The organism is Gordonia otitidis, assembly GCF_020735545.1.
GTDB lineage: Bacteria > Actinomycetota > Actinomycetes > Mycobacteriales > Mycobacteriaceae > Gordonia > Gordonia otitidis.
Genome location: NZ_CP085974.1, coordinates 2932067 through 2952168, shown reverse-complemented (window position 1 = coordinate 2952168; position 20102 = coordinate 2932067). Strand labels below are relative to the sequence as shown.

Here is a 20102-nt window from a genome sequence, read left to right as displayed (position 1 = left end):
ATGACACATTCACCAGAGGCCGACGTCCTCGTCGTCGGAGCAGGACTGGCGGGTCTGGTCACCGCCACCGAGATCGCGGCCACCGGCAAGTCCGTCCTGATCCTCGACCAGGAGAACGCAGCCAACATCGGGGGCCAGGCATTCTGGTCGTTCGGCGGTCTGTTCCTCGTCGACAGTCCCGAACAACGCCGCGTGGGCATCCACGACTCGTTCGACCTCGCGTGGACCGATTGGCAGGCCACCGCCGGCTTCGACAGGCCGGACGAGGACGCGTGGCCGAGGCGCTGGGCCGAGGCCTACGTCCACTTCGCCGCCGAGGAGAAGCGACAGTGGCTCTCCGAGTTGGGAATTTCGTTCTTTCCGGTCGTGGGCTGGGCCGAGCGGGGCGGCGCAACAGCACTGGGGCCGGGGAACTCGGTGCCCCGTTTTCACATCACCTGGGGCACCGGTCCCGCACTGGTCGATGCGTTTACCAGTCGTATCTCGGCGTCAGGCGGACGAATCCGCTTCGCCCACAGGCATTGCGTCGACGAGATCACCACACGCGACGGAGCGGTGACCGGCGTTCGGGGCCGAGTACTCGCGGACTCGCCTACCGCACGGGGCGTCGCTTCCAACCGGACCACCGTGTCGGAGTTCGAGTTTCGCGCCGACGCAGTCGTCGTCACCTCGGGCGGTATCGGGGGAAACCCGGAGTTGGTCCGGAAACACTGGCCCGCACGGCTCGGACCCGTCCCCGAGCGGATGCTGTCGGGTGTTCCCGCGCATGTCGACGGCCGAATGCTCGAGATCAGTGAGGCAGCGGGTGCGCGCCTGGTCAATCAGGACCGCATGTGGCATTACACAGAAGGCATCACCAACTACGACCCGGTCTGGCCCAACCACGGGATACGAATCCTGCCCGGACCCTCGTCGCTGTGGTTGGACGCCACCGGCAAACGTCTGCCCGCCCCGATCTACCCGGGCTCGGACACCCTCGGCACCACCGAGGCCATTCTGGCCACCGGGCACGACTACAGCTGGTTCATCTGCACCGAGAAGATCATCGAGAAGGAATTCGGTCTCTCCGGCCAGGAACAGAACCCCGACCTGACCGGGAAAGATATCAAGCTCTTGACCACACGAGCCCGCGGTGGGGTTCCCGGACCTGTCGAGGCATTCACCCGGCGAGGCGTCGACTTCCTGGTGCGCGACAACCTTGACGACCTTGTCGCGGCGATGAACGACCTCACCGGCTCGGCGTTGCTCGATGTGGAGACCGTTCGAGACGAGATCACCGCCCGCGACCGTCAACTCGACAACAAGTTCAGCAAGGACCACCAGATGGCGGCGATTGCCAACGCGCGCAGATACCTTCCCGACAGGATCACGCGAGTTGCGTCGCCGCATCGACTTCTCGACCCCAAGGCTGGTCCCCTCATCGCGGTTCGACTCAACCTACTGACCCGCAAGACCCTTGGCGGCATCCACACCGATCTCAGCGCACGGGCACTACGAACGGACGGAACTCCCGTCGATGGCCTGTACGCGGCGGGCGAAGTCGCGGGGTTCGGCGGTGGCGGAATGCACGGCTATCGCGCTCTGGAAGGCAGCTTCCTCGGTGGATGCCTGTTCTCCGGCCGGACTGCGGGCCGCGCAGTCGCAGCACAACTGTGAACCATCCCTCTCTCCCCTCCCACACCATCGTTAGGACACAACATGACTGCCGCAGCAAGCCCTCCACCGGACACCACTGACGAGACCATCGGGGCCTTACGTCGGATGCGAACGAAGATCCGCGAGGTGGGCGCCGTTCGACACCTCATCGACGGTGGCGCACCCATCCTCGCCTTCATCATCGGTTACCAACTCGGCAACATCGTTGCCGGAATCGTCGCAGCCATCGTGACTGCCGCGATCATCGCCGGTCTCCGACTCTGGCATGGCGACAAGCCCCTGACCGTCGCCATCTCAGCGGGCTTGATCCTCGTGTTCTCAGCCATGGCCGCAGCCACCGGCGAGGGCAGAGACTTCTTCTTGCCGCCGCTGATCCTGTACACAGCGCTGACCGTAGTCTTCGGTATCAGTCTGGCAACCCCGTCACCGCTCTCACTGCCCATCTGCCGCAAGATCCGACTCGAGCCGCAGAGTGGTCAAGTCTCCGACCCCGCCGATCGGGTCCGATTCCATCGGCGCCTCACGCTGGTGTGGGCACTGTTCTGCCTCGCCCACGTGCTGATCATGGGCCCCGTCTACCTGGCGAACAACGTGGTCCTGCTCGGCGCACTCGCACTGATCCTGAACAAGCCCGCGCTCATCGTGGCCGTGGCAGGTACCGGAATCTGGGTGCGCGCCAGTGTCAAGTCGGCGTCCGCGTCGGGCAACACCCGCTGACCCCCCGCTCACCGGGTGATGCCGCGGACCCGCAGGACGTCGTCGACGCGAACCGCCACCAGCCGGTGGTCGGGCCCGCCCCCGACGGCCACCTGTCCTCCGCGTAGCCCGCGCACCACGTCGTCGGCGGCCTCGATCACCCGCGTCGTCGGTTCGGTCGCCCCGACCTCGAGCAACCAGCGCCGCACCACCCGTGTTCGCACGGCGTCCGGCAGTCGGGCGACTGAATCGACGTCGAGTTCGGTGTCTGCGCCGCCTCCCCGCGCCGACCTCGAGAAGGCGTCGTCGGCGATCTCGTCGAGTGCCGCGACGTCGGACTGCAGCGCCGTGGCTGTACGTGCCAGCGCCTGCACCACCCCACCGTGCAGCACGTCGTCGAGCAGCGGAATCACCTCGGCCCGCAACCGAACGCGGGTGAATCGCGGATCGCGGTTGTGCGGGTCGGCGTGCGCGGGTAACCCCAGTTCCGTGCAGGTCCCGACCGTCTCTGACCGACGCACACCCAACAGCGGCCGTCCCCAGGGTGCGCGCCAGGCGCGCATCCCCGCGAGAGAGCGCGCCCCCGACCCGCGGCCGAGACCGAGCAGCACGGTCTCGGCCTGGTCGTCCATGGTGTGCGCGAGCAGTACCGGCAGCCCGTCGCGCGCATCCTCGAGCGCCGCGTACCTCGCGTCGCGCGCCGCGGCTTCCATGCCGCCGTCGGTTCCGACGCTCACGCGCAAGACCTGTGCAGACGCACCGAGATCCGCAGCGGTCCGCGCCGCATCGGCGGCCACGGCGGCCGAGGTCGGCTGCAACGCATGGTCGACGATGAGCGCACGGACCGTCAGCCCCGCCCGCAGCGCGGCGGCGGTGAGTGCCAGAGAATCCGGCCCGCCCGACAGGCCCACGCAGACCTGCGTGCCGCCCGCGAGGTGTGCGGTCGCGAACTCAGCGACCGCGCGGGTCACAGCACGCGTGCAATCCATCGCGACGGCTCGTCGATCTCGTCCGGTCGAGGTAACGTCTCCGGATTCGTCCAGATGGTGTTGAAGCGCTCCATTCCGACGGTGCCGACCACCTCGTCGACGAAGGCCTTACCCCGAATGTATTGCGCCAGTTTGGCATCCATCCCGATCAGCGCGCGGATGATGCGCTGCACCGGATTCCTGGGCGCCGTCCGTCGCTTGTCGAATGAGGCCCTGATCTGCTCGACCGTCGGAACCTGCGACGGACCGACCGCATCCATGACATGGTCGGCGTGCCCCTCGAGCAGGGTGCCCAACATCATCATGCGCGTGAACGCCTCGTACTGCTCGGGCGTCTGCAGCATCTGCATCACACCGATGATGCCCTTCTCCCGCTTGGCACCGGTAGTATTCGGCCCGCTCGCTCCGCTCCCGGCGCCGGCACCGCGAACCGCCGTATTGATCCGTGCGACGACGTCGGTCACCGACTCGCCGGCGTCGGTGGTGAGCACCGCGACGTTGTCGAGCATGTACTGCCGCAGCCAGGGGTTGGCCGAGAACTGCACACGGTGAGTCACCTCGTGCAGACACACCCAGAGACGGAAATCCGGCGGCACGACCCGCAGGTTGCGTTCTACCGCAATGATATTCGGCGTCACCAGCATCAGCACACCGGTGTCGGCCGCAGCAACCGCTTCGCCGGGCTCTGGGTCGTGTGACGTGAACGGATCGTACTGTCCGAGGATCGCGCCGGCGAGAAAAGCCAGTAGGCCACCCGCCTGCACACCCCCGACCTTGCCGGAAAGCCCACCGCCGGAGGCACTCTCACCGTCGAGCATCGAACGCATCGACTGCGACGCGGCGTCGACCCAGCCGCGACGGTCGAGAACGAGCGCGCTCGGGACCTGCAGACCGTCCGCGAGTCCGGTGACCTCGCGGACCGGAGCCTCGGCGCGCACCGCGGCGTCGGCCAGTTCGGCCTGAGCGGCTGCCAGTGTGTACTCGGTGACCCTGGGCCCCGGCCGCACCAGCCGCTTCCCGACAGATGCCGCGAGCGACCAGTCGATCCGCGCGCCGATCGACTCACCGCGCTCGTCGAGACCACTTTCCCCGCCGTCGGTCGACTCGGTCATCGGCATCCGCACTCCCTCAACTTGCCTGCGACTGCGTCGAGAGCCGGACGCGCGTCCGCGGGAGAAGTTCCTCCCGAGATCAACGCGAACGACAACACCCGACCGTCGACCGTCTGCACTATGCCGGTCAACGAACTGACGCCGGTCAGTGTTCCTGTCTTCGCTCGCACCCAGCCCGCGCCGGGGTTTTCTCCGACGGTGAACCGATCGGCCAACGTGCCGGTGCCGCCTGCGACTGGCAGTCCGTCGAGCATCGGCCGGATCTTGGTGTCGACGGGCTGGTCGGCGCCGGTGGGTCCACTCGCGCTGGCCATGAGTTTGTCGAGCAGGGCCGCGGGAACGAGATTGCGGTACGAGAGGCCCGACGTGTCGCGCAACGTCACGTCGGCGACGTCGAACTTGTTGTCGGCGAGCGTCTGCGTGACGGCCGACGTGCCACCCGCCAGCGTCGCGGGGCCGCCGCGGGCGACAGACAATTCGATGCCCAGGGCTTCGGCGAGCACGTTGTCGGAGTAGCGGAGCATGTCGTTGACCCTGGTCACCAGGGGTGCCGATCGAACGGAAGCGATGGTCCGGGCGCCCGCTGGTGCCGTTACACTGCGGACCGGGGCATCGACGTCGAGTGCCTTGGCGAGTTGCTCTCCCGCGGTGATCGCCGGGTCGTCGACGCGCGGTGAGTACTCGTTGAGTGCATCGATGCGGGCACCGTCGGTCATCAGTGATTCGATCGGCGCGATGTCGCCGCCGGCGATGTCGGCTCTGCTCCAGCTGCTGTCCATCGTCGGACCGCTGAAGGCGCTGGTGTCGACGGCCACCGAGGTCACCGTGACGCCGGACTTACGGATCTGTTCCGCGAGATCGCTGATCCTGCCCGGATCGGTGTAGAAGGTCTGCGCACGCGTCGGCTGAGCCGAGAGCGTCGGATCGCCCGCGCCCTTGACGATGACCTGTCCGTCGGAGCCGACCACCACGCTCGTCGTCAAGCGCGCATCGTGGGGTAGGCCGAGCAGCGCGGCCGCCGCGGTCAGGATCTTGGTGTTCGACGCGGGCACCCGCGGGGTGTTCGGACTCTTCGACCACAGGATCGCTCCGGTCAGTGAGTCACTGACCTGACCGGTGAACTCGCCGAGTTGCGGCGCGCGGGCGGCCGCGGCGATCTGCCTGGTCACTCCGTCGGCCGTCGGTTGCGGAGCCTGCGCGGACACGGGGTTGATCGCGGGTGTCGCCGTGATCGGCGCAGGGCGCGGAGGCACACCGGCGGGCAGGTCGTCGGCGGAGTCCATACGAAACGCCACGAACAACGCGCTCGACGCGATCAAGGCCAGCACGATCACCGACACCAGAGTCCACACGAGTGCGCGCCGACGACCCCGCACCCGACCGTGCTGCTTCCTCGCGCCCACTCGACCTCCGGTCTCGCCCGATCTCTTCCGACGCCCCACAGTATCGTTGAGGCGATTCGCGCAGCCGGACCGTGGCTGCCGACACCCGCCGAAGGCGCACCGATTCGCGCCCGAGGCGCCACGATCAAGGAGGAACCGTGGAATTCGATGTGACCATCGAGATCCCCAAGGGAAGTCGCAACAAGTACGAGGTCGACCACGAGACCGGCAAGGTCTTCCTGGACCGTTACCTCTACACCGCTTTCGGCTACCCCGCCGACTACGGCTACATCGACGACACCCTCGGAGAGGACGGCGACCCGCTCGACGCGCTGGTCCTGCTCCCCGAGTCGGTGTACCCGGGTGTGGTGGTCAAGGCACGCATCGTTGCCATGTACACGATGTCCGACGAGGCGGGCGGCGACGACAAGTTGCTCTGCGTTCCCGCCAAGGACGTCCGGTGGGATCACATCCAGGACGTCGGCGACGTCTCGGAGTACGAACTGAACGCGATCTCGCACTTCTTCGAGCACTACAAGGATCTCGAGCCCGGCAAAGAGGTCACCCCCGGCGGTTGGGTCGGCAAGGCCGAGGCCGAGAAGGTCGCGCAGGCCGCCGTCGATCGGTTCCCCGGACACTGATCGGCGCACTGCCGCCACATCCCCGAGCGAATCCACCTCATCTGTCGCGCGTCACCTTCGGCACCGCCGAAGGTCGATAGACACAGATGAGGTGGATTCGTCGGTTCAGGGGGTCGGTTCAGCTCACTCGCCGGCCGCGGGCTCGCGCGTCGGCGTCCCGCGTCGAAGCGGCAGTTCTTTCCACGTGACGGTTCCGATGATCGCGAGCAGCGAGACGATGGACACGGTCAGGAAGACCGAGTCCATCGACTTCGCGAAGCCCTCCTTGATCGGATCTCCCAGCTCGGCAGGCAGGTTCTCGATGATCGACGTATCGCTCATCACCGAGTCCGACGACCCGCCCGCACCGTCGGGATTCTGCGACGCCGCGATGAGACTCTTGGCGAATCCACTGACCTGCGGGTCGTCGCTGCCCGCGGCCTTGACGACTGCAGCCCGGTACTCGGGGGTCTTGGCCGCCGAGACCATCTCGTCGGAGATGTTCGGACCCATGAGGCTGAACAGCAGCGAGAAGAACACGGCCACACCGAGAGTTGCGCCGATCTGACGGAAGAAGGTCGCGGTGCCGGTCGACAGGCCCATGTCCTTGGGCGGCAGAATGTTCTGCATCGCGAGGGTGATCGGCTGCATCAGGTTGCCGAGACCGAAGCCGAGCAGGAACGCCATGAGCATGACGATCCACACCGGCGTCGAGGTCGAGACCAGGTGCAGCAGGAACGTGGCAACCGTGATCAACACGGCACCCACGATGGTGAACACCTTGTATCTGCCTGTGCGCGAGATCATCTGGCCCGAGGCGATCGACCCTGACATCAGGCCGAGGACCATCGGCAGCATCTGCAGTCCGGCGACCATCGGCGACGATCCCCGCAGCACCTGGAAGTACTGCGGCAGCATCGAGATCCCGCCGAACATCACGGCACCGACGACCATCGAGATCACGATGCCCTGTGCGAAGACCGGATTCTTGAAGACGCGCAGTGGGATCAGAGCGTCGTCGCCCATCTTGTGTTCGATCCAGACGAACAGCACGATGCCGAAGATGCCGATCGCGTAACACAGCAACGACCATCCCGAGAACCATCCCCAGGTGCGGCCCTGTTCGGCGACTATCAGCAGCGGTGCGATACCGACGGCGAGCGCGAAGGCACCCCAGTAGTCGGTGCGGCCGTTCTGCCCCTTCTGCTGGTCGTAGTTGAGCACCTTGGCGACGACGACCAACGCGAAGATGCCGATCGGCACGTTGACCAGGAACACCCAGCGCCAGCCCGACACCCAGAGGATCGACGACTGGCCCGCGAAGAATCCACCGAGGACAGGCCCCAACACGCTCGACGTACCGAACACCGCGAGGAAATAGCCCTGATACTTGGCTCGTTCGCGGGGCGGGACGATGTCTCCGATGGTGGTCAGCGCCAGGGTGAACAACCCACCCGCACCGAGCCCCTGGAGCGCACGGAACGCCGCGAGTTCATACATCGACGTCGCCATCGAGCACAGTAGGGATCCGACGACGAAGATCGAAATGGCAAGCAGGAAGAAGGGTTTGCGGCCATAGAGATCCGACAGTTTGCCGTAGAGCGGCGTGACGATCGTCGACGTCACGAGGTAGGCCGTCGTCACCCACGCCTGCATGTCGTAGCCGTGCAGGTCGTCGGCGATGGTGCGGATGGCGGTCGACACGATCGTCTGGTCCAGCGCGGCCAGGAACATGCCGAGCATCAGACCCGCGAGGATCGTGAGGATCTGCCGGTGTGTGAGCCCGGCCCCTGCCAGTTCACCCGACGGCGTCGTGGCCTGTGTCCCGTCTGTCATCTCGATCCCTTCACGTTCTCGTGCCCCTTGGCGTCGTCAGGTGCGGGCACGATGAGCTGCTCCGCGGCGTCGACGAACCGGTCGAGCAATCCGACCAGCGTCGACAGTTCTTCTTGTGTCCAGTCCGACATCGCGCCGTTGAAGGCTTCTCGCCGCATCGACCGCATGCCCTGCACCCGCTCCCGGCCGGCGTCGGTGATCACCAGCAGGGTGGCGCGGCCGTCGTCGGGGTCGGCCTCGCGTCGCACCAGACCGAGTTCGACGAGTTGCGTGACATGCCGTGAGACGGTTGACGGGTCGGCATTGAGCGCTGCGGCGAGCTCACTCGACCGCATCGAGTGGCGGTCGAGGTGGAACAACCCACGGAACGCGGCGGTCTCGAACTCGCCGTCCGGCGTGCGAAACGTCGTGTGGACCGCCCGATCGCGTATCCGGAGATAGCGGGCGAGGGTATCGAAGAGCTGGTCGATCGACTCCGGCTCGAGCACGCTCATCCTCTCCCACCGTCGTCGTCACGCACGCAGACCCCTCGAAGCCCGCAGGCAGTATCGAATGGACAAAACAGACATGTGCGATCCTCCGCAAATAGTTGCGGGTTACAAGTAAATGTCGCCCGCAAGTATGCGCTCGAATTCGGTGCCAGGCAACAGCCCACTAGGATGAACATCCGTGACTCCTCAGCCCCCACCACCCAGCGGTAGTCGTCCCCATTTCACCTCGATGCCCGATCTGGCATTACGTGACCTCGGTGGCGCGGTGGTGTGGACCAACGACGACCTGTTCGCCGAGGTGCAGAATCTGATCACGACCGGTCCGGCCGAATACCGTCCGGCCACGTTCGGGCACAAGGGTCAGATCTACGACGGCTGGGAAACCCGCAGGCGTCGCCGGGACGGGGTCGACCAGGCGATCATCCGGCTCGGCGCTCCCGGCGTGATCTACGGCGTCGTCGTCGACACCTCGTGGTTCAAGGGCAACTACCCGCCGGAGATCTCGGTGGAGGCCACCGCCGTCGAGGGAGTGGTGTCGGCACAGGAACTCGTCGACGACGCCGAGTGGACCACGATCGTCGAGAAGAGTCCCGTCGACGGCGACACCCGTAACCCGTTCAAGGTCGACGCCAAGGACCGCTTCACGCACGTCCGGCTGACCATGCACCCCGACGGCGGCATCGCACGGTTCCGCGTACACGGCCGCGGTGTGCCCAATCCGCATTTCTTCCGCTACGGCCACTTCGACCTCGCGGCGCTGGAGAACGGCGGCCTGATCACCGCGTGCTCGAACATGTTCTACAGTTCCCCGAACAACCTGCTGATGCCGGGTCGCGCCCGCCACATGGGTGAGGGCTGGGAGACCAGTCGTCGCCGTGACTCCGGCAACGACTGGGTGCAGGTACGTCTCGCCGGTCAGGGTCGGGTCAGTCTCGTCGAACTCGACACCAGCTACTTCATCGGCAATGCGCCGGGTGCTGCCACGGTCCGCGGACGTGACGGCGAGGACGGCGAGTGGTTCGACGTGCTGCCACGAACCGAACTGCAGCCCGACACCCGCCACCGGTTCGTGATCGATCTCGACCGACCGATGACCGAGGCCCGCATGGACATCTTCCCCGACGGCGGCATGGCCCGGTTCAAGCTCTACGGACTACTCACCGAGGAATCCCAGGCGGGACTCATCGAGCAGTGGGAGCGCGGCGAGGCCTGAGCCCGCGCCGACCGCCGGATGCGGGGTCTGCCAGATCACACATTCCCTCCGTTGTGTCGTCGAGAGCCGGATGTGGTCACCCGGCGTTCACCTGAATCACCCGATCCGGACACCTGTCGGGTTTTGACTGACACCTCGTGGCTCCCAGACCCCGGAAAAGCGTCGAAACCCCCTTCTCTCCCACCGCGGCGCACATGTCGCGCAGGACGTTCCTGAGGTCGGCGTCCGTCGCGGCGGGTACGGCGGCCGTCGCGTCGACCGCTGTCCCTGCGATGGCGACACCGGCCACGAACGCTTTCGTCCATTCGGTCGCGTCGGGCGACCCGCTGCCCGACCGGGTTATCCTGTGGACCCGGGTGACCCCGGTACCGCAAGCGACGCCCGGCTCCGGTATCGGCGCCCCGACGACGCTGCGATGGGAGGTCGCACGCGACGCGTCGTTCTCCCGCGTCGTCACGTCCGGAACCACGACGACGTCGGCTCAGCGGGATCACACGGTGAAGGTCGACGCCGCGGGCCTGGCACCTTCGACCCGCTACTTCTACCGATTCACCGTCCTCGACGGTCCGGCCGCCGGAGCTGTGTCGCCAGTGGGCAGAACTGCAACCGCCCCCGCGACCACTGCTGACATCGACAGGCTCCGGTTCGCGGTCTGTTCGTGCTCCAACTACGAAGCAGGGCACTTCATCTCGTATCGGGCGATGGCCGATCGCGACGACATCGACTTCGTGCTGCACCTCGGCGACTACACCTACGAATACGAATCAGGCGGCTACACAGGCGCATTCGGGGAGACAGTGCGCAAGGTCGAGCCCACTCACGCGACGGTGACCCTCGCCGACTACCGCATCCGGCAGGGCGCATACCACCAGGATCCCGACCTCGCCCGTGCACATGCCGCGCACCCCTTCATCTGCATGTGGGACGACCACGAGTCGGCCGACAACTCGTACAAAGACGGTGCGGAGAATCATGATCCGCGAACGCAGGGAAGCTGGACCGCACGCAAGCACGCGTCGACGCAGGCGTACTTCGAGTGGATGCCGGTGCGGCCCACGTCCCTGGCCGGCGGGCAGCACCTCTACCGGCGGTTCCGGTTCGGCACATTGACCGAACTGATCATCCCCGACCTGCGTTCCTATCGCGACAAGCAGTCGTCGGCGCGCGTCGACGATCCGACGCAGAGCATCACCGGCGCCGAGCAGTACACCTGGCTGGAGACGTCGGTCACGACGTCGTCGACCCGTTGGCAGGTGATCGGAAGCGAGGTGATGATGGTGCCCCTGACGATCCCCGAGTCGACCGACCCCCGGCTGGCCGACTGGCTGCACGAGAAGATCGGACTGCCGCAGGACGGCATTCCGGTCAACAACGACCAGTGGGACGGGTACGCCGCAGAGCGTCGAAAACTGTTGTCCGCGATCGACGCGGCCGGGAAGAAGAACGTCGTACTGGTCGCGGGCGACATCCACAGCTCGTGGGCGAGTGAGTTGCCGCTCAACGTCTCTCACTACGGGTCTGATCGTTCGGGACGTACCGTCGCGTGCGAGTTCACCGTCCCCAGCATCACGGCCGCGAGCCCGCACGACACCATCGCGGTCAACCGCGCGCTCGAGGCGCCGACGACCGCGTTGCTGTCCGCGGGCCGCGAGGCGATCAGACTGACGAATCCCTGGATCAAGGACGTCGAGTTGACCGCCCACGGCTTCGGGGTGATGACCGTGACCGCCGCGCGCGCGGAGATGGAGTGGTTCTACGTCGACGACGTCCTCGACCCGCGCTCGGCAACTCGGCGGGCATTCGGGTGGCACACCCGCGCGGGCGACCCGAAACTTCGGCGCACGTAGGCGATGTCACCGAACCCCCTCACCCACCTCGGACACCGATCGACAGGAGCAACACGATGAGATTCACGCGCACCCTCACCCGCGGGGTCATCGCCACGACGACGGCTCTGTGCGCGGCGTTCGCTGTTCCCGCCGCAGCGCATGCCGCGCCGCCCAAGCCGACGCCCACGCCGTTTCCCGTCGGGGCGCTGGCCACCGTCTACCAGTCGGATGTGCACGGCGACGACGTGCTCTACTGGCCGGTGATCTCCAGCTTCACCGATATCCGCGCGAAGCATCCCGCGACGATGTCGGAGAATCTCGCGAAGGCGATCGCGATCAACAATGCCGCGCAACACGATCCGAAGTTGCAGAAGCGAGCACTCGACGATGCGTATGCGATCGACGGGCTGTCGCAGACACAGCTCTACGCCATGACCGACGCCTTCGGAACCGAACTCGGTGCCGACATGCGCCAAGCACTCACCGAGAAGCGGCTTCCGAAGGTGACCGCATTGGTCGACTCACTCGCCGCCCGTGGTCAGGGCGTCGCGTCGTCGACTCTGGTGGAGAAGGAGATCTCCGACAATCCGCGGCCCTACGTGGTGGCACCGGACCGGATCAAGGTCTACAACCTGCCCGGCAAGACCGACAAGGACGTCCTGTCGACCGGGTCGTCGTTCCCGTCAGGCCATACCGCGTCGGCGATGATCCGCACCGGGCTGCTCGCCCTGATGGTGCCCGAGTTCGCACCGCAACTCCTCGCCCGCGGCAGCGAGGCCGGTTACCACCGCGTCGTTCTCGGCGTGCACTATCCGCTCGACGTGATCGCGGGACGTATGGTTGCCGACGCCGCGGTGGCCGACAGATACGCCGATCCCCGCTTCCGTCCGCTCATCCTGGCCGCGGGACAGGAACTGCGGTCGGAGCTCGAATGGCGTTGTGGCGCAGCACTATCTGTCTGCATCGCGCGCGACACGCCCTATCGCAGCACCGCAGGTGCGGTCAACGACTACCGGCAACGGATGAGCTACGGCCTGAGCCGGATCGGCTCCGCTGAGGCACCATTCGTCGCACCGCCGACCGCCGTCGCCCTGGTGCAGCGGGTACACCCGGGCATGACAAGCGCGCAGGCAACCGACCTGCTGCGCCGCAGCGCGTACCCGGCGGGGTATCCGCTTGACGACCAACGTGCGGGCGCGCAGTCGTGGCAGCGACTGGACCTCGCCAGCGCCTATGCAGCCCGCTGACGGTATGCCTGTTGACGGTATGGCCGCCGACGGTACGGCGTCCGCAGCGAACCAGGCCCGCGGAGTCACGCCTGCACGGCGGACCTATCGTGTCGGGGTTCACGCAGCGCGACGAGACTGCAACTGCGGCAGCACCTCTGCGCGCACGCGATGCTCGGTGGCCGAGCCGTCGATCGGCACGATGAGCACGGCGTCTGCGACCTCGGCGGCGTAGATGTCGCGGATGAGGGTCACCAGCCCGTGTGGTGTTCCGACGTAGCGCACCGTTTCCGACGCTCCGCCCGGAGACGTACCAGTCAGGGCCGCACCGTGTCTCAGGAGGGAGTCCACACCCGTCGGAGTGGTTGACGCGACCGCGGCAGCCGATGCCCGCGCCGAGGCTGGATGAGGTGCGATCGCAACCTCCACCGTGAGAGCGACCGAGAAGTTCGCGGTATCGCGGGTTCCGGCCCGGAGCAACGAGCGAGTGCGTTGTGCTTCGCGCAGTGTCGGCCGCCGCACGACGATCGGCAGTTCCGCCGCGGCGGCGTCGCCGACGATGGCGACACGCAGTGCGGGACGGCCGATGGTGATCAGGCCGGTGTCGGCGGCCAGCAGTTCGCCCGCCCCGACGAGCCGCGCTGCTGACGTTCGCGGTGCCAAAGCGTCTGCTGCAGGACTCGATTCGATGGTCACAGGTGTGCCTTTCGGGTGTCGGGAGTTGCCGCACTGGGACGCACGGAACCGTCGGACGGTCGGTGATCGCACAGGTGACGCAGCGCGGACACCAGGCGTTCGACGTCGTCGGACGATGAGCCGAGACCGAAGCTGGCGCGCACGGCGCCGTCCGGATGACCGAGCCGGTCGAGCAGCGGATGTGCGCAGAACTTTCCGTCGCGCACCCCGATCCCGTGATGGTCGCTCAAGTACTCCGCGACCTCGCGCGGTGTGAACCCGTCGACGGTGAACCCGGCGATACCGACACGCTCGAGGCCGTCGTCGAAGACGCGCAGCGGGCTGACGCCCTCGATCTCGGCGAGCCCGGCGTCGAGTTGTGCACACAGGTAGGCCTCGTGCGCACCGATCCACTCGTGTCCGAGTTCGCTGATCGCATCGCACGCGGCCGCGATCGCGACGGCGCCGAGTACGTTGGGCGATCCCGCTTCGTGGCGTGCGGCGCCCGTGTGCCAGGAGACCGAGGCGCAGCCTGAGTCGACGTCGACGTCTGCCGTCGCTCCACCGCCTGCGAGGTAGGGCTGCGCGGCGTCGAGCCAATCGGCACGACCGACGAGCACGCCTGCTCCGAACGGTGCGTAGAGCTTGTGCCCCGAGAAGACGAGGTAGTCGATGCCGTGGCTCACCAACGACACCGGTCGATGCGCAACCAGCTGCGCGGCGTCGACCAGGATGCGGGCGCCGTGGCGGTGGGCGACCGAGGCGAGCCGTGAGATCGGCAGCACCTCTCCGGTCACGTTCGACGCCCCGGTGACCGCGAGCAACGCTGCGGGTTTGCTCGCGAGTTCGCGTTCGACGGCGTCGACGGTCTCGTCGATGGTTGGCGTCACCTCGACGATGCGTGTCCACTTATCCTTGCGTTCGATCCACGGCAGGAGGTTGGCGTGGTGCTCGATGTCGAGGACGACGACGTCACCGGGTGTGACGTGCGCGGCGAGGTTGATCGCGTCGGTGGTGTTGCGGGTGAACACGACGGTGTCGTCGGCGCGGCCCCGGACGAAGCGTCGAACCGTCTCACGGCATTCTTCGTAGCGCCGCGTCGTGACCTGAGACAGGTGACCGGCACCGCGGTGGACGCTGGCATAGGTGCTCAACGCGTCTGCGACGGCGTCGGCGACCGCGGTGAGAGCGGGGGCGCTGGCCGCGTAGTCGAAGTTGGCGTAGCGCACCGTGGTGCCGTCGGCGAGCGGGGCGCATTCGGCTGCGCCGACGACCGGCGCCAGCGGAGCGATCTTTGGGGTCTCGACGGCGTCCACCTGCGACGAGCGGGGGTATGAACGGGTGACGACAGCAGTCATCGAATGATCTCCTTGGAATCCACGCTTGCCGTACCCACCTCGGGTACGGCCAGGTCGTCACCCGGAGCACCCCACCGCGGAGGAGGGTTGCCGACCAGCTAGCCGGGGCTTGTCGCTGGCACTCATGACCTGTTCCAAGAATCACCGATTCGACGCTGACCTGTCAACTTTCGCTCAACGTGCACAAAACGCAGCTGCCGGCACCGAAGTGCGGTGAGATCGGCCTCGCCGGTGAAACCCGTCTGTGTGCCAGCGCACTCCGGATCGTCGCACTCGGCCTTCAGCGCACCAGGTAGCGTGACTCCATGTCCCCATCGGAGGTGTTCGTCCTCTCCCGGCCACACGGCACCGTTCGGGCGCGTGGCGCCTCGGAGGGATTCACCGATGCCACCCAGGCCGCCGAAGCACTGCGCTCCGGACGAATCGGTGCCATCACCGGCGCGCTGCCCTTCGACCCCGCGGACGACGCCGCACTCCTCGTACCCGAGACCATCCGACACAGCGGCGACCCGCTGACGGGACGTGCGGCCGAACGCAACGTCGCCGCTGGCGTCACTCTCGTCCCCGACGCGGCCACCCACCGCGACCGCGTGGCAAGGGCCGTCGACGAGATCGAATCGGGCGCCCTGTCGAAGGTCGTACTCGCACGCGCCGTCGAGTTCGATCTCTCGAATCCTGTTGATCCACAACGACTTCTCGACGCGCTGGCATACGGCAACGCAGAGCACTCGGCGTTTCTCGTCGACCTGAGCGTCGACGAACAGACCGATCCGCGCGCGCGATGGCTTCTGGGAGCGAGCCCGGAGGTGTTGCTGCGCAAGCAGGGTTTGGAGGTCGTGTGTCGTCCCTATGCCGGGTCGGCTGCGCGGTCATCCGATCCTGACGTCGATCATGCCGCGGGACAGGCACTTCTGGCGTCGACGAAGGACCGCTCCGAGCACGCCTTCGTCGTCGACCATCTTCGCGACGCGCTCGATCCCCTCTGCCGAGAGCTACACGTCCCCGACGAGCCGGCGCTCGTCTCGACGGGCGAGATGTGGCATCTCGCAACACCGATCCGGGGGGTCCTCGCCGACCCCACGATCACGTCACTCGACCTCGCACTGCTGTTGAGTCCTACGCCCGCGGTGTGTGGAACTCCGGGACACGCTGCCGCAGAGTTCATCTCGACGCGCGAGGAGCCGCGGGGCTTCTACGCGGGCGCCGTCGGCTGGTCGGGGTCCGCCGGTGACGGCGAGTGGATGGTGACGATCCGGTCGCTCGAACTATCCGAGGATCTGCGCCACGTACGCACCTGGGCAGGCGGCGGCATCGTCGCGGGCTCGGAACCGCAGGCCGAGCTCGACGAGACGTCGGCGAAGCTCGCGACGGTGCTGCGGGCGCTCGGCGTCGAGGTGTAGGAGATGTCCCGGTGTTGGCTGGGAGGGTTGCTGCGCTGCGGGGGATTCTGTGCGCTGCCGCCGCGCAGAAAGTAGGGGGAGGATTCCTTCCCCGGGTTCTGCACCCTTCCGCGCGAAACTTCTAGGGGAAGCGCACAAAACTAGGGGAAGGATAGTTTCCCTTACTCTCTGCGCGCCAGCTGAGCCCTACTTTCCGCGCTCGGGCTGCACTCTTCCCCGATATTCTGCGCCCGGGCTGCACGCTTCCCCTACTTTCTGCGCCTCCGCTGCACTCTTCCCCGGGTTCTGCACCCTTCCGCGCGAAACTTCTAGCGGAAGCGCACAAAACCAGCGGAAGGACCGTTTCCCCTACTTTCTGCGCGCCAGCCGCACCCTTCCCCCCACTTTCCGCGCTCGGGCTGCACTCTTCCCCGATATTCTGCGCCCGGGCTACACCCTTCCCCTACTTTCTGCGCCCGGACTGCACCCTTGCCCTACTTTCTGCGCCCCGGCCACACCCTTCCCCGGGTTCTGCACCCTTCCCCGCGAAACTTCTAGCGGAAGCGCACAAAACCAGCGGAAAGACCCTTTCCCCCACTTTCTGCGCGCCCGCCGCCGAAGAGCTGCTCCCCTAGACCGACGCCGCCAGCGACTCCGTCAGGATGTCCAGCCCTCGGTGCAGCTCGTCGTCGCTGATGGTCAGCGGCGGAGCGATGCGGAAGATGCCGCCCATGCCGGGAAGCTGCACGATGTTCATGTGCAGTCCTCGCTCGAGGCACGCCGCCGTGACCTCTGCGCCCAGGGCATCCGCCGGGGTGCGGGACGCCTTGTCGGTCACCAGTTCCAGCCCCTGCAGCAGTCCACGCCCGCGCACGTCGCCGACGACCTCGAAGTCGTCGCGAAGTCCGATGAGCCGCTCGCGCAACACATCTCCGAGCTTGGCAGCACGATCGACGAGCCCGTCGCGTTCGATCACATCGAGCACGGTGAGCGCGACGGTCGCCGCGAGCGGGTCCGATGCGTGGGTGGTGTAGAACAGGAAATCCCGCTCGGCACACAGGTCCTCGATCTCCGCGCTCGTCACCACGGCCGCCACCGGCAGGCCCGCCCCCAGCGTCTTCGACAGCGTGAGGATGTCCGGAGCAACACCGTCACGCTCGAATGCGTACATCGTGCCGGTCCGGCCCAGCCCGGTCTGCGCCTCGTCGAGAATCATCAGCATGCCGCGGTCGTCGCACATCTGCCGCAGGCGCGCGAGGTACCCCTCGGGAAGCTCGATGATGCCACCCGACGAAAGGATCGGTTCGACGATGCACGCCGCCAGTGAGCCGTTCGACTGTGTGTCCACGGCCGCAAACCCGTAGTCGAGCTCGGCCTGCCAGTCATAGGACCCGTCGGCATGACGGAACGGCGACCGATACGCATTCGGCGTGGGGAGTGTGAAGTTGCCCGGCATCGTCGGACCGTAGCCGCGTCGACCGGCCGAGAACGTCGCTGCCGCCGCGCCCGACGTCATCCCGTGCCAGGAGCGGTCGAAGGACACGATCTCGTAGCGACCGGTGGCGAGCTTGGCCATCTTGATCGCGGCCTCGTTGGCCTCGGCGCCAGTGGTCAGCAGTGCGGTGCGCGTCAGGTTGTCGGGGAGGGTCGCAGAAAGCCGCGCCGCGAAGTCGACGACTGGCCTGCTGAGCATTCCGCTGAACAGGTGGTCAAGCGTGGCAACCGAACTCGACACCGCCCCCACGATCGCCGGATGCGAGTGGCCGAGTACCGCACTCATCTGACCCGACGTGAAGTCGAGGATCGCGTTGCCGTCGGAGTCGTAGACGTAGGACCCGGCGGCACGCTCGATGATGCGCGGACTGAACGACGGGATGTAGCGGATCAGATGATCGTGGGCGGTATCCCAGAAGGCGTCGTCGGATGAAGCACTGTCGGTCATGGTCGGTCCTCGCGAGCTGGTGGTCGTGCTGTGTCGTTCAACTATGCCCGGTGGCCCGACCCCGCGCGATCGATGCGTTCAGCCCAGCGCCTGATCCAGATCCCCGAGCAGGTCGTCGACGCCCTCGAGTCCCACCGACAGCCGGACCACCGCATCGCTGAGGCCGATCGCAGCCCGCCCCTCCGGCCCCATCGCACGATGTGTGGTGGTGGCGGGATGGGTGATGAGCGATTTGGAGTCACCCAGGTTGTTCGAGATGTCTATGACCTGCAACGCGTTGAGCACCTCGAACGCCCGCTTCTTGCCGTCGACGCCGTCGTGATCGTTGAGTTCGAACGTCACGACGGTGCCACCGCCCGACATCTGCTTGGTCGCGAGGTCGTACTGCGGATGCGATGTGATGAACGGGTATTTGGTCCACCGCACGCGTGGGTCGGCCTCGAGGAATTCGGCGATGCGCAACGCCGATGCCACCGACGCGTCGACGCGCAGGCGCATGGTCTCGAGCCCCTTGAGCAGGGTCCACGCGTTGAACGGACTCAACGCGGGACCGGTGTGCCGCATCAGGGTCTGCACCGGACCGTCGACGAACTCCTTGGTACCCAACACCGCACCGCCCATCACGCGGCCCTGGCCGTCGATGTGCTTGGTACCCGAGTAGACGATCACGTCGGCGCCGAGATCGAATCCGCGTTGCAGTAGTGGTGTGGCGAAGACGTTGTCCAGAACCACCTTTGCGCCCGCAGCGTGAGCGAGCTCTGACACCTTCGCGACGTCGACGAGCGTCTGCATCGGATTCGACGGTGTCTCGAAGAACACTGCGTCGGCTGGTGTCGACAGCGCCTGTTCCCACTGATCGAGGTCCTCGCCGTCGACGAAAACCGTTTCGACGCCCCAGCGCGGCAGGATTTCGTTGCACACCACAAAGCACGAGCCGAACAGACTGCGTGCGGCGACTAACCGATCGCCCGCCTTCAGCAACGCTCCGAGCGCCACGAACACCGCGGCCATTCCGCTCGCCGTCGCAAAACATGCCTCGGCTCCGTCGAGTAGTCGCAGTCGCTCCTCGAACATCGCGGTCGTCGGATTTCCATAGCGCGAGTAGACGAATCGCTCGTCTTCGCCCGTGAATGCACGTTCGGCGGCCTCCGCGGAGTCGTAGACATAGCCGCTGGTGAGGTACAGCGCCTCGGAGGTCTCGAAGAACCCGGACCTGGCCAGGCCACCGCGCACGGCGAGGGTGTCGAAGGAAACGCCTTCCGGCAGTTCGTGACTCACGACTGCCTCCACGGGAGGTTCGACGCACGCCAGCCCGCACGGCCACGGTGGTCGTTCTCGTCGAGTGCACCCTCGAATCCGTCGAGCACGTTGTACGCCTTGGTGATTCCAGCAGCCGTCGCAGCCTCGGCAGCGCCGATCGAGCGATGACCGGAGCGGCACAGGAAGATCACTTCGTTGTCGTCCCGGATACCCGCATCGCGCAGCTCAGCGATGAATGCTTGGTTGGGGGTGCCGTCGGGGAAGGTGTTCCACTCGACGAAGACGGTCTTCTTCTCGATGACCTCGAGGTCGGGGACACCGACGAAGGCCCACTCCGCTGTGGTGCGGCAGTCGACCAGAACCGTGTTGGGGTCGGTCTCCAGCCTCTCCCAGGCCTGCTGGGGAGTCAGATCGCCTGCATAGGTCATGCCCTGCACA

The 20102-nt window shown here is 66.6% G+C and carries 17 protein-coding genes and 1 riboswitch; of the genes, 7 read left to right on the top strand and 10 right to left on the bottom strand.

The genetic code is table 11. The annotated features are described in order from the left end of the window. Positions 1 to 1656 carry an FAD-binding dehydrogenase gene (locus LK459_RS13505; protein WP_227918854.1) on the top strand — a complete coding sequence of 552 codons (1656 nt, stop codon included), beginning with the start codon at positions 1 to 3 and terminating at the stop codon, positions 1654 to 1656. 42 nt (positions 1657 to 1698) lie between these two features. Next, the gene (locus tag LK459_RS13500) at positions 1699 to 2373 is read left to right on the top strand and encodes a DUF3159 domain-containing protein (RefSeq protein WP_227918853.1); all 675 of its coding nucleotides are present in this window, start codon (positions 1699 to 1701) and stop codon (positions 2371 to 2373) included. A gap of 8 nt (positions 2374 to 2381) precedes the next feature. On the opposite strand, the gene tilS is transcribed toward LK459_RS13500, so the two are convergent. The 3 genes from tilS to dacB are packed head-to-tail and all read right to left on the bottom strand — an operon-like array spanning position 2382 to position 5856. Next, complete coding sequence (gene tilS, locus LK459_RS13495; RefSeq protein WP_039993112.1) at positions 2382 to 3341, bottom strand: tRNA lysidine(34) synthetase TilS; 960 nt, start codon at positions 3339 to 3341, stop codon at positions 2382 to 2384. Continuing rightward, positions 3320 to 4453: a zinc-dependent metalloprotease gene (locus LK459_RS13490; protein ID WP_227918851.1), complete on the bottom strand. Its 1134-nt coding sequence runs from the start codon at positions 4451 to 4453 to the stop codon at positions 3320 to 3322. Before LK459_RS13490 ends, tilS begins: the two co-directional genes overlap by 22 nt. Then, the gene (gene dacB, locus LK459_RS13485) at positions 4450 to 5856 is read right to left on the bottom strand and encodes a D-alanyl-D-alanine carboxypeptidase/D-alanyl-D-alanine endopeptidase (RefSeq protein ID WP_227918849.1); all 1407 of its coding nucleotides are present in this window, start codon (positions 5854 to 5856) and stop codon (positions 4450 to 4452) included. The genes LK459_RS13490 and dacB overlap by 4 nt, the downstream gene beginning before the upstream one ends. A 137-nt stretch (positions 5857 to 5993) precedes the next feature. Here dacB and LK459_RS13480 point away from each other — a divergent pair, with 137 nt between their 5' ends. After that, positions 5994 to 6476, top strand: coding sequence for an inorganic diphosphatase (locus LK459_RS13480; protein ID WP_007236846.1), 483 nt, complete (start codon positions 5994 to 5996; stop codon positions 6474 to 6476). A 123-nt stretch (positions 6477 to 6599) separates the two neighbouring features. Here LK459_RS13480 and LK459_RS13475 read toward each other — a convergent pair whose 3' ends face one another. Beyond that, positions 6600 to 8291: an MDR family MFS transporter gene (locus LK459_RS13475; RefSeq protein WP_007236847.1), complete on the bottom strand. Its 1692-nt coding sequence runs from the start codon at positions 8289 to 8291 to the stop codon at positions 6600 to 6602. After that, on the bottom strand, positions 8288 to 8785 hold the full coding sequence (locus LK459_RS13470) for a MarR family winged helix-turn-helix transcriptional regulator (RefSeq protein ID WP_227918847.1): 498 nt from the start codon (positions 8783 to 8785) through the stop codon (positions 8288 to 8290). The genes LK459_RS13475 and LK459_RS13470 overlap by 4 nt, the downstream gene beginning before the upstream one ends. A 226-nt stretch (positions 8786 to 9011) precedes the next feature. On the opposite strand from LK459_RS13470, the gene alc reads away from it, so the two are divergent. The 3 genes from alc (at position 9012) to LK459_RS13455 (ending at position 13071) form a co-directional block, all read left to right on the top strand. Next, positions 9012 to 9995, top strand: a complete 984-nt coding sequence (gene alc, locus LK459_RS13465) for an allantoicase (protein ID WP_007236849.1) — start codon at positions 9012 to 9014, stop codon at positions 9993 to 9995. A 194-nt stretch (positions 9996 to 10189) separates the two neighbouring features. After that, a complete protein-coding gene (locus tag LK459_RS13460; RefSeq protein ID WP_227918845.1) occupies positions 10190 to 11842 on the top strand; it encodes an alkaline phosphatase D family protein in 1653 nt (550 codons plus the stop codon). 56 nt (positions 11843 to 11898) lie between these two features. Next, entirely contained in the window at positions 11899 to 13071 is a 1173-nt protein-coding gene (locus LK459_RS13455; protein WP_227918844.1) for a phosphatase PAP2 family protein, read from the top strand. Between the two features lie 99 nt (positions 13072 to 13170). Here the strand turns inward: LK459_RS13455 and LK459_RS13450 are convergent, their stop codons facing one another. Both LK459_RS13450 and LK459_RS13445 read right to left on the bottom strand, forming a co-directional pair. Continuing rightward, positions 13171 to 13665, bottom strand: coding sequence for a hypothetical protein (locus tag LK459_RS13450; RefSeq protein ID WP_227923737.1), 495 nt, complete (start codon positions 13663 to 13665; stop codon positions 13171 to 13173). Between the two features lie 77 nt (positions 13666 to 13742). Beyond that, positions 13743 to 15083, bottom strand: coding sequence for an aminotransferase class V-fold PLP-dependent enzyme (locus tag LK459_RS13445; RefSeq protein WP_227918842.1), 1341 nt, complete (start codon positions 15081 to 15083; stop codon positions 13743 to 13745). Between the two features lie 16 nt (positions 15084 to 15099). Further along, positions 15100 to 15213: riboswitch (SAM riboswitch) on the bottom strand. A 175-nt stretch (positions 15214 to 15388) separates the two neighbouring features. Here LK459_RS13445 and LK459_RS13440 point away from each other — a divergent pair. Further along, a complete protein-coding gene (locus LK459_RS13440; RefSeq protein ID WP_227918839.1) occupies positions 15389 to 16483 on the top strand; it encodes an isochorismate synthase in 1095 nt (364 codons plus the stop codon). 610 nt (positions 16484 to 17093) lie between these two features. Here the strand turns inward: LK459_RS13440 and LK459_RS13435 are convergent. The 3 genes from LK459_RS13435 to LK459_RS13425 form a co-directional block, all read right to left on the bottom strand. Then, positions 17094 to 18404, bottom strand: a complete 1311-nt coding sequence (locus LK459_RS13435) for an aspartate aminotransferase family protein (RefSeq protein WP_227918837.1) — start codon at positions 18402 to 18404, stop codon at positions 17094 to 17096. A 78-nt stretch (positions 18405 to 18482) separates the two neighbouring features. Next, complete coding sequence (locus LK459_RS13430) at positions 18483 to 19682, bottom strand: O-succinylhomoserine sulfhydrylase (RefSeq protein ID WP_007238444.1); 1200 nt, start codon at positions 19680 to 19682, stop codon at positions 18483 to 18485. Further along, positions 19679 to 20092, bottom strand: coding sequence for a rhodanese-like domain-containing protein (locus LK459_RS13425; RefSeq protein WP_039993870.1), 414 nt, complete (start codon positions 20090 to 20092; stop codon positions 19679 to 19681). The genes LK459_RS13430 and LK459_RS13425 overlap by 4 nt, the downstream gene beginning before the upstream one ends. Positions 20093 to 20102: the final 10 nt, after the last annotated feature.

Coding starts and splice junctions, on each gene's coding strand:
- alc (WP_007236849.1), top strand. CDS start 9,012: ATGCCCGATCTGGCATTACGTGACCTCGGTGGCGCGGTGGTGTGGACC.
- LK459_RS13470 (WP_227918847.1), bottom strand. CDS start 8,785: ATGAGCGTGCTCGAGCCGGAGTCGATCGACCAGCTCTTCGATACCCTC.
- tilS (WP_039993112.1), bottom strand. CDS start 3,341: ATGGATTGCACGCGTGCTGTGACCCGCGCGGTCGCTGAGTTCGCGACC.
- LK459_RS13435 (WP_227918837.1), bottom strand. CDS start 18,404: ATGACCGACAGTGCTTCATCCGACGACGCCTTCTGGGATACCGCCCAC.
- LK459_RS13455 (WP_227918844.1), top strand. CDS start 11,899: ATGAGATTCACGCGCACCCTCACCCGCGGGGTCATCGCCACGACGACG.
- LK459_RS13440 (WP_227918839.1), top strand. CDS start 15,389: ATGTCCCCATCGGAGGTGTTCGTCCTCTCCCGGCCACACGGCACCGTT.
- LK459_RS13500 (WP_227918853.1), top strand. CDS start 1,699: ATGACTGCCGCAGCAAGCCCTCCACCGGACACCACTGACGAGACCATC.
- LK459_RS13460 (WP_227918845.1), top strand. CDS start 10,190: ATGTCGCGCAGGACGTTCCTGAGGTCGGCGTCCGTCGCGGCGGGTACG.
- LK459_RS13475 (WP_007236847.1), bottom strand. CDS start 8,291: ATGACAGACGGGACACAGGCCACGACGCCGTCGGGTGAACTGGCAGGG.
- LK459_RS13445 (WP_227918842.1), bottom strand. CDS start 15,083: ATGACTGCTGTCGTCACCCGTTCATACCCCCGCTCGTCGCAGGTGGAC.
- LK459_RS13425 (WP_039993870.1), bottom strand. CDS start 20,092: ATGACCTATGCAGGCGATCTGACTCCCCAGCAGGCCTGGGAGAGGCTG.
- LK459_RS13490 (WP_227918851.1), bottom strand. CDS start 4,453: ATGACCGAGTCGACCGACGGCGGGGAAAGTGGTCTCGACGAGCGCGGT.
- LK459_RS13505 (WP_227918854.1), top strand. CDS start 1: ATGACACATTCACCAGAGGCCGACGTCCTCGTCGTCGGAGCAGGACTG.